The sequence below is a fragment of the Burkholderia sp. AU16482 genome (assembly GCF_002223285.1).
Classification (GTDB): domain Bacteria; phylum Pseudomonadota; class Gammaproteobacteria; order Burkholderiales; family Burkholderiaceae; genus Burkholderia; species Burkholderia semiarida.
Map to the genome: position 1 here is coordinate 1413946 of NZ_NKEY01000006.1, position 15811 is coordinate 1429756.

General features: G+C 66.3%; 14 protein-coding genes. 11 read left to right on the forward strand and 3 right to left on the reverse strand.

Translation table 11 applies throughout. From position 1 onward, the window contains the following. Nucleotides 1-114 precede the first annotated feature (114 nt). The 3 genes from CFB35_RS23740 (at nt 115) to CFB35_RS23750 (ending at nt 3586) form a co-directional block, all read left to right on the forward strand. Complete coding sequence (locus CFB35_RS23740; RefSeq protein WP_059584923.1) at nt 115-1788, forward strand: ATP-dependent helicase; 1674 nt, start codon at nt 115-117, stop codon at nt 1786-1788. Between the two features lie 191 nt (nt 1789-1979). Then, the gene (locus tag CFB35_RS23745) at nt 1980-3188 is read left to right on the forward strand and encodes a DUF6402 family protein (protein WP_179231782.1); all 1209 of its coding nucleotides are present in this window, start codon (nt 1980-1982) and stop codon (nt 3186-3188) included. A gap of 26 nt (nt 3189-3214) precedes the next feature. Beyond that, nucleotides 3215-3586 carry a hypothetical protein gene (locus tag CFB35_RS23750; protein ID WP_226093938.1) on the forward strand — a complete coding sequence of 124 codons (372 nt, stop codon included), beginning with the start codon at nt 3215-3217 and terminating at the stop codon, nt 3584-3586. Between the two features lie 159 nt (nt 3587-3745). On the opposite strand, the gene CFB35_RS23755 is transcribed toward CFB35_RS23750, so the two are convergent. Both CFB35_RS23755 and CFB35_RS23760 read right to left on the reverse strand, forming a co-directional pair. Beyond that, the gene (locus CFB35_RS23755; RefSeq protein WP_059584922.1) at nt 3746-5305 is read right to left on the reverse strand and encodes a methyl-accepting chemotaxis protein; all 1560 of its coding nucleotides are present in this window, start codon (nt 5303-5305) and stop codon (nt 3746-3748) included. A gap of 146 nt (nt 5306-5451) precedes the next feature. After that, nucleotides 5452-6450, reverse strand: a complete 999-nt coding sequence (locus CFB35_RS23760; protein WP_059584921.1) for a quinone oxidoreductase — start codon at nt 6448-6450, stop codon at nt 5452-5454. A 131-nt stretch (nt 6451-6581) separates the two neighbouring features. On the opposite strand from CFB35_RS23760, the gene CFB35_RS23765 reads away from it, so the two are divergent. The 4 genes from CFB35_RS23765 (at nt 6582) to CFB35_RS23780 (ending at nt 10057) form a co-directional block, all read left to right on the forward strand. Next, nucleotides 6582-7454 (forward strand): LysR family transcriptional regulator, encoded by an 873-nt coding sequence (locus CFB35_RS23765; protein ID WP_059585123.1) that lies wholly within the window; start codon nt 6582-6584, stop codon nt 7452-7454. Between the two features lie 80 nt (nt 7455-7534). Next, nucleotides 7535-8095, forward strand: a complete 561-nt coding sequence (locus CFB35_RS23770; protein WP_059584920.1) for a GNAT family N-acetyltransferase — start codon at nt 7535-7537, stop codon at nt 8093-8095. 9 nt (nt 8096-8104) lie between these two features. Further along, nucleotides 8105-8953: a MerR family transcriptional regulator gene (locus CFB35_RS23775; RefSeq protein ID WP_059584919.1), complete on the forward strand. Its 849-nt coding sequence runs from the start codon at nt 8105-8107 to the stop codon at nt 8951-8953. A gap of 123 nt (nt 8954-9076) precedes the next feature. Then, nucleotides 9077-10057: a sulfonate ABC transporter substrate-binding protein gene (locus CFB35_RS23780; RefSeq protein ID WP_059584918.1), complete on the forward strand. Its 981-nt coding sequence runs from the start codon at nt 9077-9079 to the stop codon at nt 10055-10057. A gap of 79 nt (nt 10058-10136) precedes the next feature. Here CFB35_RS23780 and speB read toward each other — a convergent pair whose 3' ends face one another. Next, the gene (gene speB / locus CFB35_RS23785; RefSeq protein WP_059584917.1) at nt 10137-11105 is read right to left on the reverse strand and encodes an agmatinase; all 969 of its coding nucleotides are present in this window, start codon (nt 11103-11105) and stop codon (nt 10137-10139) included. A 359-nt stretch (nt 11106-11464) separates the two neighbouring features. Here speB and CFB35_RS23790 point away from each other — a divergent pair, with 359 nt between their 5' ends. From CFB35_RS23790 to CFB35_RS23805, 4 genes are all read left to right on the forward strand, one after another. Further along, nucleotides 11465-12136, forward strand: coding sequence for a lysoplasmalogenase (locus tag CFB35_RS23790; protein WP_059585122.1), 672 nt, complete (start codon nt 11465-11467; stop codon nt 12134-12136). A gap of 247 nt (nt 12137-12383) precedes the next feature. Further along, nucleotides 12384-13964, forward strand: coding sequence for an NAD(P)/FAD-dependent oxidoreductase (locus CFB35_RS23795; protein WP_059584916.1), 1581 nt, complete (start codon nt 12384-12386; stop codon nt 13962-13964). A 21-nt stretch (nt 13965-13985) separates the two neighbouring features. Further along, the gene (locus CFB35_RS23800; RefSeq protein ID WP_059584915.1) at nt 13986-14909 is read left to right on the forward strand and encodes an SDR family oxidoreductase; all 924 of its coding nucleotides are present in this window, start codon (nt 13986-13988) and stop codon (nt 14907-14909) included. Beyond that, on the forward strand, nt 14906-15811 hold the full coding sequence (locus CFB35_RS23805) for a metal-dependent hydrolase (protein ID WP_059584914.1): 906 nt from the start codon (nt 14906-14908) through the stop codon (nt 15809-15811). The genes CFB35_RS23800 and CFB35_RS23805 overlap by 4 nt, the downstream gene beginning before the upstream one ends.

The window sequence follows — 15811 nt, forward strand, 5'->3', positions numbered from 1 at the left end:
GGCCGGCCGCCCGTCGAACGGCCAACGCCCGCGCGGCGCCGTGGGCATGAACCGGTTCCTCAGTACAATAGCCGCACCCGTTCACGCCCACGCCGGCATCCGCCGCCCGACGCCATGGCCCGCCTCATCCCCGACGACTGGAAAAGCCTCGCCGCGACCGGCGCGGCCGAACGCGAGCGCGAAACGCTCGCCGCGCTCGAACACGCGCTGCCCGACAGCTACACCGTGTATCACGGCGTCCACTGGACGCGCGCCGATCAGGCGTTTTCGGTATTCGGCGAAGCCGCGTTCGTCGTCGTGAGCCCGGCCGGCCGCGTGCTGCTGATCGAGCAGAAGGCCGGCTTCCTGCGCGAGACCCCGAAAGGGCTCGTGAAGGTCTACCTGCAAAAGGAGCGCAATGTCCCGATCCAGCTCGCACGCACGCAGGAGACGCTGCACCGGCGCCTGACGGCCGCGCTCGGCGCGGGCGTCTACGGCGTCGAGGCGCTGCTGTACTGCCCCGACTACTCGATCCGCGACGCGTCGATCGCCGGCGTCGCGCCCGAGCGCATCGTCGATGCGTCGCGCAAGGCGCAGCTCGCGCAAGTGATCCTGCAGATCCTGCCCGAGGACGACGAACACTTTCCGAACGCGCCGAAGCTCCACCATTTCCTCGCGGACGAGCTCGCGCTCACGCCCGACACGAGCGCGCTCGTCGGGCAGGCCGGCACGCTCGTCACCCGGCTGTCGGGCGGGCTCGCCGCATGGGCGCGCCAGCTCGACTTCGCGCCGTTCCGGCTGCGCGTGACCAGCACGGCCGGCTCGGGCAAGACCCAGCTCGCGGTCCAGGTGATGCGCGACGCCGTCGCGGCCGGCAAGCGCGTGCTGTATGTGTGCTTCAACCGGCCGCTCGCCGACTACATCGCGCGCATCGCGCCGCCCGGCGCGAACATCGCGAACTACCATCAGCTGTGCGACTGGGTCGCGCGCGATGGCGGCTATACGCCCGACTTCCAGGCGCCCGGCGAATTCGAACGGCTCGAGGCGCGTTTCGCGCAAGCGCCGATCCCCGAGCGCTGGCGCTTCGACGTGCTGGTCGTCGACGAAGGGCAGGATTTCCACGCACCGTGGGTGGCCGCGCTGGAGCGCCTGCTGGCGCCGGACGGCGCATGGTGGTGGCTGGAAGATCCGCTGCAGAACCTGTACATGCGCGAACCCGTCGCGCTGCCTGGCTGGGTCACGCTGAAGGCGCTCACGAATTACCGCAGCCCGCGCGACCTGCTCGAATTCGTGCGCGACGTCGTCGGCCGCGTCGAGCCGCTCGCGGCCGAACTGCGCTCGGGCAGCCCGTTCGACGGCTCCGAACCGTCGGTGTCGGCCTACGGCGAAGACGGCGCGTCGGACGACGCATTGGCGCAAGCCTGCATCGATGCGACCAAGCGCGCGATCACGCATGCGTTGTCGCTCGGCTTCCGCAAGCAGGACATCGCGGTGCTGTCGTACCGCGGCCGCGAAGGCTCGGTGCTTGCGCCGCTCGACCAGCTCGGCCCGCACCGGATCAAGCGCTTCACCGGCAAGTACGACTTGTTCGGCAATCCCGAGTATCGCGAAGGCGACGTGCTGCTCGATTCGATCTACCGCTTCAAGGGTCAGTCGGCGCCGTGCGTGATCCTCACGGAAGTCGACTTCGACGCGCTCGACGCGCGTGCCGCGCGCAAGCTGTTCGTCGGCGCGACGCGCGCGACGATGAAGCTGCTGATCGTCGCGTCGTCGCGCGCGGCCGCGCAACTGGCGGACGCGGCGGGTTGACGCGGCGGGCGGGCGAACGCACGCCCTGGACGAACTTCGACATCGTGGCCGTTGACACAATCGGGCACATTTCCCGACGCTCCGCACCCTTGCCCACGCTCGTTTCAACCTGTTTCGGCAATCCCTGACGCTTTGTCCGCTTGCAGCCGGCCGCTACGATGCCAGGCCATTCGTTGCACGCGGAATATTCGATGGCCGACGTAAAAAAGCTGCCTTACTACGAACCGAAAAAGGGATTGTTCGGATCGGAGTTGAAGGAATACAAGGGTTCCCGAGGGTGTGTCCCGCTCGATACGCAAAGGAGCGTATCGATCGACCGGCTTGCACCGGGGGAAAAGCCGCCGCCCAAAGCGATTTCCAGGCCTTCGATTGCTCCGGAGCCTCCTGCAGCACCTCAACCGCCGCCGCAAGCCGATCAGGCGATAACCAAAGGACCGCAGACGCAGGCGGAATCGGAGGTTTGCGAAAATCCGCCCCCTTTCGATCTCCAGGACGTGCCAATCGCGATGGACAATCTGGGCTGGAAGGTTTCGGCCAGGCTTGCGCGGATCTGGTTCGCGGGCGCTGCGCATGTTTACAACGACGATCCAACGTCAGCCCAGCCGCTGAATGACGATGACGTTACCCTCGGATGGATTTTGAAATTCGGAAATGTCAGAAAAAAGTACAATAAACTTCTCGCGAGCGATATCTACAGCGAACGTTCCATACGAACAGCATCAGATATCACCAAGTCTTTTGTCAAAGAGCTCTTTTTAGAAAGAAATTCTACGTTCAACTTCAACACCGCCTCATTCACAAGAAATTTGCATAAATTTCACAACGACTGGCAATTCCAGCTATCGAAAATAGGAAATTGGGACACCCTGGAGAACCTTTCCCCAACGGATCTCACGGGGGCGCTGGCCAATTTCAACATTTATGCAGCCATTGGAAATGTTGAAATTTCAAGCGAAAAATACTTCAAATATGAAAAATCAGGTACGCTTTACTGCCTAAGTGCCACGGGTAGAATCACGCATATATATGTTTACGTGAAAGACAACTACTCATTCAACGGAAAACAATATTTAGGCCACTGGAACAAACATGGCGTCATCATCGCCCCGGGGTCAATTCTTACAGGATCAAGCTCGCCAAAACGAGAATCCGACATTGACATTTGGTCAAAAAACATCAACAAACCTGTCGACACACGAAGAAGTATATTAGGAAAATTCAAGACGTCCGATGTTTATTTTCCAATCCATAATGCAGACTACAGTCGATGGCGAGAAAGACATCACATGGGCAGGGACTTCATGATATATTCGAATCCAGTTTATTTGAAACTGAAGAAACCGATCGATCTTGATCTTGGTGAAATATGCAGAATAGAGCCATCAGATACATTGGCTTAGCCATTGTCATTTACGTATGCGCAGGTTTGATCGTTCATTTCAATCGCCCCGCCTATGGACGGTGTGACTTCTATGATCGCCCGGATACATTAGATGGCGGCATAAAAAACATGAATGGCGTTTGGTACCGATTCAAGCTGTGCGGCACCGGCGGAAATGATCAGGACGCGACGAATGACAACATTGAGCTAAGAGTGTTTAGTGAAAAGGGCGAGCTTCTTGCAAAGCGATATTTCTCCGTCAACTGGTATCATGGAGAAAGCTCTCACCCGCCTCTGGGTTACGAGGGCAATCTGGTACGCTATATCGACTTGGCCGATGAATCGAATTACAAAAAACATCTGATGATTCCGCCCTCCAAGTGGGATTGGCTTCGTGCCAGACTACCTTTGTTTTAAAGATTGCACATCAAATTTTGATTTACAAAAAACAAAGCCCCGGTAGCGGGGCTTTGTTTCTCAACAGACTGCTCGCTCGATCATACGACGATAGCATCGACCCACCCGTGAAACAGGTCGCATCAGCCGACAGATCCGCTGCGATTCACCTCGCCCTGCTCAAGCCACCCGGAACGCCCCCACCGCACGCCGCAACCCATCCGCCTGTTCCTCGAGCGACGCGGCCGCGGCCGCCGCCTGCTCGACGAGCGCCGCGTTCTGCTGCGACACCTGATCCATCTGCGACACCGCGCGGTTCACCTGCTCGATCCCGTCGCGCTGCTCGCTCGAGGCGGCCGCGATCTCCGTCATGATGCCCGTCACGCGCCCGATCGCCTGCTGGATGTCCTGCATCGTCGCGCCGGCCGTACTGACGAGCCGCGAGCCCGTCGCGACACGCTCGACCGATTCGCCGATCAGCGTACGGATTTCCTTCGCCGCGGACGCCGAGCGCTGCGCCAGCGTACGCACCTCGCCCGCGACCACCGCGAAGCCGCGGCCCTGCTCGCCCGCCCGCGCGGCTTCGACCGCCGCATTCAGCGCGAGAATGTTGGTCTGGAACGCGATTCCCTCGATCGTGCCGATGATGTCGGCGACCTTCTGCGAACTCTGGTCGATCTCGTTCATCGTGCCGATCACCTCGCCGACGACCGTCGCGCCGCGCGTCGCGATCTCGCTTGCACTGTCCGCGCAGGCCTGCGCCTCGAGCGCGTGGTCGGCATTCTGCTTCACGGTCGCCGTCAGTTGCTCCATGCTCGCGGCCGTCTGCTGCAGCGCCGACGCCTGTTCCTCGGTGCGCTGCGACAGGTCGGTGTTGCCGGCCGCGATCTGGTGCGTCGCCGTCGAAATCGCCTCGGAACCCTGGCTGACCTGGCGCACCGTGTCCGCGAGGCTGCGCTGCATGCCCGTCACGCCCTTGACCAGTTCGGCCATCTCGTCGCGCGACGACCAGCGCAGTTCCGACGTGAGATCGCCGTCCGACAGCCGGCGGAAATGCGACAGCAGGCGATTCACCGGTTGCGTGATCGCGAAATGCAGGCCGATCGCGCAGCCGAGGCATGCGGCCAGCCCGAATGCGATGCCCGCGATCGCGCCGATGCGCATCCAGCCGTAATAGGTCTGCGCGGTGTCGTACACGTCCTTGCCGCGTGCGGCCTGGTACGCATCGAGCGCGTCGGTCGCCTGCGTGAGCGCGACCGACAGCGGCGGCGCGACCGTCATCAGCAACCGGTCGGCTTCGTCGCGCCGCCCTTCGCGGATCGCATCGATCATCGGCTTCAGCGCCTGCCCGATCAGCGCCTGGCGCGCGGCATCGAGGCGGCTCGCGAGCGGGCCCTCGTCGCCGTCGTGCGGCATCGCCGCGTAGTTGCGCCATGCCGTGTCGGCCTTCGCGAGATAGCCCTCGGCCTTCTTCACGAGATCGGGAACCTCCGCCGCGTCCGGATGCAGCAGCGCACGGTCGAGCGTCGTGCGCACGATCGTCAGGTTCAGGCTCGCCGCGGACAGCGCGGTCTTCGCCGCCAGTTGCCGCGTATAGGCCTCGTCGAGGGCGCGATTGGAACTCTGCATGCCCGCGAGGCCGATCAGCCCCGACACGACGAGCAGCGCGGCAACGAGGCCGAGCGTGGAGAAAATCCGCGTACGGATCGAGAAACGGGAAAACAGGGCGTTCAGGTTCATGACGGCACGTGAGCGATGAAAAATGCCGCGGCAATCGGTCCGCGGCCCTCTGTATTACGGTTTGCCTGCACAAAACTTGAGTCCGTCCCTGCTTCGCGGCTGATCGTCGTCAATTTTTCGGGCGGGCAAGCCGCCCGCGCCCGCCGTCACGCCAGCAGCACGACGCCGCCCGTGGTCGCGCGCGACTCCAGCAACCGGTGAGCATCGGCCGCCTGCTCCAGCGGCAGCCGCGCGCCGATCTCGACGTGCATCCCGCCCGCCAGCCGGTCGAGCGTCGCGCGCGCGGCGTCGCGATACGCGCCGACGTCGCGCGCGATGAAGCCGAGCACGCTCGGCCGCGCGACCGCGATCGAACGCGCCGGGCCCAACTCGTCGAGATCGAACGTCTGTCGCGCGCCGATCGCGGCCACCTGCCCGATGCTCGCGACCATCCCGAACGGACGAATCGCCCCGAGCGTGCGGGTCAGCACGTCGCCGCCGATGCCGTCGATCGCGTAGTCGACGCCCGCACCGCCGCCGAACGCACGCGCCGCCGCGACGAAATCCTCCTCTCGATAATCGACCACCGCTTCGGCGCCGTGCGTGCGCACGAGCGCGGCCTTCGCCGCCGAACCGACGGTGCCGATCACCCGCGCGCCGAGCGCACGCGCCCATTGCGTCGCCAGCAGGCCGACGCCGCCGGCCGCCGCATGCACGAGCACCGTATCGCCGGCGCCGACCTGCCGCACGCGATGCAGCAGCATGTACACGGTGATCCCCTTCAGCAGCCCGGCGGCAGCGGCTTCGTCGCTCAGGCCGTCGGGAATCGGCAGTACGCGCTCGGCCGGCATCGTGCGCAGGCTCGCATAGCTGCCGGTCGGCATGCCGGCATAGGCGACGCGCCGACCGGGCACGAGATCCGGCACGCCCGGCCCGACCGCGTCGATCACGCCGGCCGCCTCGACGCCGAGCGCCGCCGGCAGCGCAGGCAATGCATGCGCGCCCGTTCTGAAATAGATGTCGACGAAATTCACGCCGATGGCGGTCTGGCGAATCCGCACTTCGCCGGCGCCGGGCGGCGCGACGGGCGCATCGACGCGGCGCAGCACGCCGGCGTCGCCGTAACGATCGATCCCGATCCGGATGGCGTGGGTGGTTTCGGTCATGACGTTCCTCGTTATCGAATGAAGTGACACGATCATCCCATCGGGCATAATTCGACGGAATTCACGTTGAATGCCCATCTACTGTGCAAAATTCGACCGACCGCGATCCTGTTACCTCGCCCGCATTGCCGATGAGCTGGGACGACATCCGCTACTTTCTGGCGGTGATGCGCGGCGGCAGCCTGTCGGCCGCCGCCCGCGCGCTGCAGGTCCAGCATTCGACGGTCGCACGGCGCATCGACGCGCTGGAATCGGCGCTCGGGATCCGGCTGTTCGATCGGCTGCCGCGCGGGTGGCCGCCGACCGACGAAGGGCTGCACCTCGCCGAGCACGCCGCCCGCCTCGAAGCCGACGCGCATGCGTTCGCGCGCGCGGCGCAGGGCGCGGCCGCGCTCGACGGCGTCGTGCGCGTATCGGCGTCGCCGGTGTTCGCGAGCCACTTCCTCGCGCCGCGCCTCGCCCGTGCGCAGCGCGCGTGGCCGGCGCTGCGGATCGACCTGATGGGCGAGATGCATGCGGCGAACCTGTATGCGCGCGAAGCCGATCTCGCGGTACGGCTGTCGCGGCCGAGCGAGCCGGGGCTCGCCGCGCGCCGGCTCGGTACGATGCGCTTCGCGCTGTGCGCGGCACCGGAATGGGCGGATGCGCCGCCCGACACCTGGCCGTTCGTCGGCTACGACGACGCGCTCGCGCAAACGCCGCAGCAGCAGTGGCTCGAACGCTTCGCGGCCGGGCGCCGCTTCGCGTTCATCGCCAACGACCTGGCCGCGCAACATCGCGCGTGCGCAGCCGGGGCCGGTGTCGCGCTGCTGCCGCGCTTTCTCGTCGACGATCCAACGGCGCACGCCGGCGCGCCGCTCGTCGAGCTGACGGCCGCCCCGCGTTGCGACATCGAGCGCGAGATCTGGCTCGTGGTTCATCCGGACGTGCGCCGATCGCCGCGCGTGCAGCGCGTCGCCGACGCGATCGCCGACGCGGTGCATGCGGCGGACGGCCGCCTGTAAGCCGCCGAAACCGCAAACGGCTTTGCCACGCGCGTCGGCGGCCGGCATAGTAGCGCTTTCACTTCATTCGCCCCGCCGCCATGTCCACCGCCTCCGCCTGCGTCGTGCGTGACGCGACCGACGCCGACCTCGATGCCATCCATGCGATCTATGCGCACCACGTTCGCCACAGCGTCGCGTCGTTCGAGGAAACGCCGCCCGACGTCGCCGAACTGCGCGCACGCCGCGATGCGGTGCTGAACCACGGGCTGCCGTACCTCGTCGCCGAATGCGACGGCCGCGTGGCCGGCTACGCGTACGCGACGCCGTACCGCACGCGCAGCGCGTACCGCTTCACGATCGAGGATTCGATCTACATCGACGACGCGCAACGCGGGCGCGGAATCGGCCGCGCGTTGCTCGCGGCGCTGATCGCGCGCTGCGAAGGCGGCCCGTGGCGGCAGATGATCGCGGTGATCGCCGACGGCGGCACCGGCGGCTCGACGTCGCTGCATCGCGCGTTCGGTTTCGAGCCGGCCGGCCTGTTGAAAGCGGTCGGCTTCAAGCACGGCCGCTGGATCGACACGGCGCTGCTGCAGCGCCCGCTCGGCGACGGCGCGAACACGCGCCCCGCCTCGCCCGAGCCTGCCGCGGCGCGCTAGAATGGCCGCATGTCAAAACAGACTCATTCCACGCCCGACGAGGCCGCGCCGGATTCCCGCAACGAGTACACGGTCGACGAGCTCGCGCGCGTGTCCGACACCACCGTGCGCAACGTCCGCGCCTACCAGGATCGCGGGCTGCTCGCGCCGCCGGAGAAACGCGGGCGCGTCGGCATCTACGACGACACGCACGTCGCGCGCCTGAAGCTGATCAACCATCTGCTCGCGCGCGGCTACACGCTGTCGAACATCCAGGATCTGATCAAGGCGATCGACGAAGGCCACGATCTGCGCTCGATCCTCGGCCTCGAGAACGCGATCGGCGGCCGCTGGTCGCACGAGTTGCCGAAAACCTACTCGCTCGCGCAACTCGCGCAGATGTTCGGCCCGCAGGCGACCACGCAACTGTCGCGCGTGACCGAGCTCGGGCTGCTCGAACGGCGCGGCCTGTCGTTCGTCGCGAAGAGCCCCGCGCTGCTCGAGGCGGCGGCCGCGATGACGAAGGAAGGGATTCCGCCGCGCGAGCTGCTCGACGTGATCAGCCTCGCGCGGCCGCATTTCGACGCGATCGCGCGCCTGCTCGTCGATCTCGTCGTGAAGCGGCTCGACCGCTACGACGCCGGCACGCTGCCGCCGGCCACCGACGTGCCCCAACTGGTCGACGCGATCTGGCGCCTGCGCCCGCTCGCGGCCGTGTTCGTCGAAGGCGAGACGAACCGCGCGCTCGAAACCGCGGCCGGCGCATATCTCGGCGGGCGGGTCGCGACGATCCTCGACAAGAAGCTCAGCGACGAAGCAGCGCGGCAGTCCGGCACGACGGACACGCCCGATCCGGCGGGCGGCGGCGACAAAGCATAGGCCCGACGCCGTCATATCCATATCGGCAATGCTTCGTTTGCGGGCGCGATCGCCCATGCGACGATTCTTCCAACCGAGCGGCGCCGGCCGCTCCCCGAAGATGCCTCGCATGGAGTTCGTTCGATGATTCGTTTCACCCGCTGGATCACCCGCGCCGCCGCCGTCTCGCTCGTTGCCCTGTCCGCCGCGTCGGCGTTCGCGCAAGGCGGCGCCGACAAGATCGTGCGCATCGGTTATCAAAAGGCCGGCCTGCTGTCGATCGTCAAGGCGCAGGGCGCGCTCGAAGCGCGGCTCAAGCCGCTCGGCTATGGCGTTCAATGGTTCGAATTCCCGGCCGGCCCGCAACTGCTCGAGGCGCTGAACGCGAACAGCATCGACTTCGGCTACACGGGCGCGCCGCCGCCCGTGTTCGCGCAGGCGGCCGGCGTGCAGTTCGTCTATGTCGGCGCGGAACCGCCGGCGCCGCACAACGAAGCGGTGTTCGTGAAGGCCGATTCGCCGATCCGGACGGTGGCCGGCCTGCGCGGCAAGAAGGTCGCATTGCAGAAAGGCTCGAGCGCGAACTACCTGCTGCTCGAGGCGCTGAAGAAAGCCGGCGTGCGCTATGACGAAATCCAGCCGGTGTATCTCCCGCCGGCCGATGCGCGCGCCGCGTTCGAAAGCGGCAACGTCGATGCGTGGGCCGTGTGGGATCCGTACTACGCGGCCGCGCAAAGCGCGCTGAAGGTGCGCACGCTGTCCGACTACACGGGGCTCGCCGCGACCAACAATTTCTACGAGGCGACGCGCAGTTTCGCGCAACAGCATCCCGACGTGGTCGGCGCGATCCTGAAACAGGCGCGGGAAACGGGCCAGTGGGTCAACGCGCATCCGGCCGACACGGCCGCGCTGCTTGCGCCGAAGGTCGGGTTGCCGCAGGCGCTCGTCGAGACGTGGATCAAACGCGTGCCGTTCGGTGCGGTGCCGATCGACGAACGCATCGTCGCCGCGCAGCAAGGTGTGGCCGATGCGTTCCACGCGGCGAAGCTGATTCCGCAGAAACTGAGCGTGGCCGAAAACGCCTGGGTCGACAAAAGCGTGGCGGGTGCGCTGGCGGCGAAGTAACGCGCGCGGCCCCCTGCATCGGCAGGCCGGCCGGGAGCGCTGCCCCGCCGGCCGCTGTCGCGTGCCGCGCGCCACGCGCTCAACGCAACGCCCCCGCCACCTTCTTCTGCCGCCACAGACACAGCAGATCGCAAGCCACATGCGCGGCCGCGATCGCCGTGATGTCCGCGTGATCGTACGCCGGCGCCACCTCCACGACGTCCGCCCCGACCAGATTCACCGCCCCGAGCGCGCGCACGATCGCCAGCGCCTGCGCGGACGACAACCCGCCCGCGACCGGCGTCCCCGTTCCTGGCGCGAACGCCGGATCGAGGCAATCGATATCGAACGTCAGGTATGCAGGCCGCGCACCGACGATCTCGACGATGCGCTCGACCGCCGCCCGCGCACCATGATCATGCACCCACGCGGCGTCGAGCCGCTCGATCCCGAGAAAGTCGTCGTTCCACGTACGAATGCCGACCTGCACCGACGTCGCGGGATCGATCAGCCCTTCCTTCACGGCCTTGTAGAACATCGTCCCGTGATTGAGGCTGTCCGGGTCGTCGTCGGCCCATGTATCGCAGTGCGCGTCGAAATGGATCAGCGACAGCGGCTTGCCGTGGCGCTCCGCGTGCGCGACCAGCAGCGGATACGTGATGTAGTGGTCGCCACCGAGCGTCAGCATCTTCGCGCCCGAGCGCAGGATCGTGCGTGCATGCTCGACGATCGCCGGCTTGATCGACAGCGGGTTGTGCGCGTCGAACCAGCAGTCGCCGTAGTCGACGGCCGCGAGATCGTCGAACGGATCGAAGCCCCACGGATACGGGTTGAGCTCCGCGAGTTGCACGCTCGCCGCGCGGATCGCGGCCGGCCCGAGCCGCGCACCGGAGCGATACGTCGTCGCGAGATCGAGCGGCACGCCGGAAATCGCGACGTCGACGCCGTCGAGCGCGCGCGAGTAATTGCGGCGCATGAACGACAGCACGCCCGCATAGGTGTTTTCGATCGAGGAACCGTACGGCGTCGTGCGACGGATCGCGCCGTCGCCGTGGAGAAGTTCGGTCATGGTCGGACCTGTTTTCGTGGCGGCCGCGCCGCCCCGCTTCGAACGAGCGCGCGGGCCGGGCACGGCGGGGATTCATCGGGCATGCATCGGCTCGCGCATTCAGTCGAGAGGCGACGCGGGACATCGACAGCGACAACGGCAATACCGCGGCGATCATAGCAAGCCGAATCGCAGCTGTTGCCCCGGTTCCGCCGGGGCAACGCGCGGAAAAATCCGGTGCCGCAGCGCAGGCCGCCGTCGTCGTTTCCTAGAAGGATTCGCCGGTTTTGGCGTGCTCGTTCTTCCGGATAATGGCCGGCAGCCGCGCCCCCGACGGCGCGTCGTCCACCGCAGACGACAACAAACCGGAGACACCCGCCTTGATCGCCACGCTTCCCGCCACCTACCGCCGGCTCTGGCCGCTCGCCATCGCTGCGGCGCTGCTGTACGGGCTGTCGCTCGCCGCCGCCCCCTATCCGGGCCAGGCCGCCGCGAAAGCCGCGATGGGCATCCTGCTGCTCGCGGCGGGCAGCACCTGCGGCGCGGCGCGCGAACGCGCATGGCTGTGCGCGGCGCTCGCGACCGCCGTGCTCGGCGACGTGCTGCTCGCGCTGCCCGACTGGCCGCTGTCGTTCGTCCTCGGCCTCGGCGCATTCCTGCTCACGCACGTGTGTTATTGCGCGATCTTCTTCCGATGGCGCGCGCGGCCGCACGGCTGGCGCATCGTTGCGCTCGTCGGGCTGTGGATCGCCGCGCCGGCGTTCTACGCGGCGTTCTTCCCGCACCTCGGCGAGCTGCTGGCGCCGGTCGCCGTCTACATGCTCGTGCTGTGCGTGATGGCGAGCTTCGCGCTCGCCGCCCGCACGCGCGGCCCGCTGGTCGCCATCGGCAGCCTGATCTTCGTCGGCTCCGACACGCTGATCGGCGTCGGCCGCTTCCTCGGCGTTTTTCCGGGCATCGACTATCTGATCTGGGGCCTCTATGCGCTCGCGCAGGTCACGATCGTGGCCGGGGTTTTCCATGAGATCGCCGGCCGGTCGATCAGCCCCTGATACCGTTTCAAACGGGCCGCCGCGCGCGGGCGGCCCCCGGTTTTCCCCTGTCTTGCCCTGCCGACGGCCTTTTCCGCTCATCCCGCATTGCGGAAGCCGGACCGTTCCAAACCCCGCTCAGCCTTTTCCCGTCTGGCTTCCGGCCCTTAGAGCGCCGCCTCTAGCCTCTTGCGGTTTCCAGGTTCACCCACTATCGTTACATCAACCAATGTAACATTAAAAAATGAGCCAGATCGGAGACACCCGGATGAATGCTCGCACGTTGCCTTTCGGTCCACCCGGCCACGACGGCCTGGACGAAACCATCGACATCGCCATCATCGGCACCGGCTTTGCCGGCCTCGGGATGGCGATCCGCCTGAAGCAAACGGGCGTGACCGACTTCGTCGTCCTCGAGAAGGCCGCGTCGGTCGGCGGCACATGGCGCGACAATCATTACCCCGGGTGCGCATGCGACGTGCAATCGCACGTCTATTCGTTCTCGTTCGCGCCGAACCCGCGCTGGACGCGCATGTTCGCGCCGCAGCCGGAGATCCGCGCGTATCTGGAAGACTGCGTGCAGCGCTTCGGCATCGGCCCGTACCTGCGGCTGAATCACGAGTTGCAGCGCGCCGAATACGACGAAACCGCGCAACGCTGGCGCCTCACGTTCGCGAACGGCAAGCGGCTGTCCGCGCGCGTGCTGGTGTCGGGAATGGGCGGGCTGTCGCGCGCCGCGCTGCCGGCGATCCCCGGTGTCGAAACCTTCCAGGGTCGCGCGTTCCATTCGCAGCAGTGGGATCACGACTATCCGCTCGAAGGCAAGCGCGTCGCGGTGATCGGCACCGGCGCGAGCGCGATCCAGTTCGTGCCGCGGATCGCACCGCGCGTGAAGTCGCTCGCGCTGTTCCAGCGCACGCCGCCGTGGATCATGCCGAAGCCCGACCGCAACCTCACCGGCTTCGAGAAATGGCTGTTCCGCACGCTGCCGTTCACGCAGAAGGTCGTGCGCAGCGGCATCTACTGGATGCTCGAATCGCGCGTGCTCGGCTTCGCGATCCATCCGTCGCTGATGAAGAACGTGCAGAAGCTCGCGCTGCGCCACATCCGCAAGCAGATTCCCGATCCGGAACTGCGCAAGGTGGTGACGCCGAACTACACGCTCGGCTGCAAGCGCGTGCTGATCTCGAACGACTACTATCCGGCGCTGTCGCGCAAGAACGTCGACGTGATCACGACCGGCATCGACCATATCGAAGCCGACGCGGTCGTGACGACCGACGGAAAGCGCCATGAAGTCGATTGCCTGATCTACGGCACCGGCTTCCAGGTGGCCGACCCGTATCCGCGCGGCGCGATCGTCGGCCGCGGCGGCCTCGACATCGTCGACGCCTGGCGCGACGGCGCGCACGCGTATCTCGGCACGACGCTGCCCGGCTACCCGAACTTCTTCATGATCGTCGGCCCGAACACGGGCCTCGGCCACAACTCGATGGTCTTCATGATCGAGTCGCAGATCGAATACATCCTCGGTGCGTTGCAGGCGATGCGCCGCGAGCACGCGGACGCGATCGAGGTGCGCCCGCTCGTCGAGGCCCAGTTCAACAACGATCTGCAGGGCAAGCTGAAAAAGGCGATCTGGTCGACGGGCGGCTGCAAGAGCTGGTACCTCGACCCGCGCACCGGCAAGAACACGACGCTGTGGCCGGGCTTCACGTGGCGCTTCCGCCAGGCGACCGCGCGCTTCTCGATCGCCGATTACCACGCGTATCGCGCACCGCACGACACGACCGCGCGGCCCGCCGCCGCGCCGGCCGCTTCCGCTTCCACGTCCGCCGAAGCGGCCTGAGCCAGACAAGGAGCCACCGACATGAGAGATTTCGCCAACAAGGTCGCCGCGATCACGGGCGCCGGCTCGGGCATGGGCCGCGCGCTCGCGATCCAGCTCGCGCAGGCCGGCTGCCACGTGTCGCTCGCCGACAAGAACGGCGTCGGCCTCGCGGAAACCGAACGGATCGTCCGCGCGATCGCGCCGAACGTGCGCGTGTCGACGCGCGTGCTCGACGTCGGCGATCGCGACGCGATGTTCGCGTGGGCCGACGACACCGCGCGGGAGCACGGCAAGGTCAACCTGATCTTCAACAATGCGGGCGTCGCGCTGTCGAGCACGATCGAAGGCATGGACTACGGCGATCTCGAGTGGATCGTGAACATCAACTTCTGGGGCGTCGTGCACGGCACGAAGGCGTTCCTGCCGCACCTGAAGGCGTCGGGCGAAGGCCACGTGATCAACACGTCGAGCATCTTCGGGATCTTCGCGCAGCCGGGCATGAGCGGCTACAACGCGACCAAGTTCGCGGTGCGCGGCTTCACCGAATCGCTGCGCCAGGAACTCGACATGATGAAGTGCGGCGTGTCGGCCACGTGCGTGCATCCGGGCGGCATCCGCACGAACATCGCGCAGTCGAGCCGCGTCGCGAAAAACATGGTCGGCTTCATCGTCGAGAGCGAACAGCAAGGCAAGGACAGCTTCGAGAAGTTCTTCATCACGAGCGCCGACGACGCCGCGCGCACGATCCTCGCCGGCGTGCGCAAGAACAAGCGCCGCGTGCTGATCGGCCGCGACGCGAAGGGCGCGGACTGGATGGCGCGCATCCTGCCCGCCGCATACCAGGCGCTCGTCGTGCTCGCGACGCGCCGCGAGGCCGCGAAGGCCCGCCGCGCCGCACGCGGCACGCCGGCGCCGGTGCACGCCACCTACAACAATGCAGGCAATCAGGGAGAACAATCATGACGACACCGAACATGATGCCCGTGCGGCGCGACATCCGTTTCGCGCTGCCGCCCGAACGCGCGAAGGACTGGCATGTGCAGGGCGTACCCGTCACGCACTTCATGAATGCGCTGTCGCTGCTGTTTCCGGCCGGCGAACGCTTCTTCATGGACTCGGTGCGCAATTACCGCGACCGGATCGAGGATCCCGAGCTGAAGAAGCAGGTGCTCGGCTTCATCGGTCAGGAAGCGATGCACACGCGCGAGCACATCGAGTACAACGATCTGCTGCAGGCGTCCGGCCTGCCCGCGCACAAGCTCGACAAGCGGCTGTGGACGATCCTCGGCTTCTTCAAGAAGACGCTGCCGCATTCGATGCAGCTCGCGATCACGATCGCGCTCGAGCACTACACGGCGATCCTCGCGAACCAGTTGCTGTCGGGCCACGAGCATCGGATCGACGGGTCGGTCGAAGGCTATCAGCAGATGTGGATGTGGCACGCGATGGAGGAAACCGAGCACAAGGCGGTGTCGTACGACGTGTGGAACGTCGTGATGAAGCCGGGCCTCGGCAGCTACCTGCTGCGCACCGGCACGATGCTGCTTACGACCGTGATGTTCTGGACGATCGTGTTCGACTTCCACGTGCGGCTGATGCTGTCGCACCGTCGCAAGCATGGCAAGTTCGGCGGCATGTGGCGCCTCGTGAAGTATCTGTACAGCCCGAGAAACGGCGTGTTCCCGAGCATCGCGCGAGAATGGCTCGACTATTTCCGCCCGGGCTTCCATCCGTGGGACCACGACAACCATCAGTATCTGCAGGGGCTCGACACGCTGCTCGCCAACATCGACGCGACCAACGCGCGTTATGCGGCGCAGGCTGCGCCGCGCCGCGTGCCGCTGCATCCGGTTGCGCAGGCATGA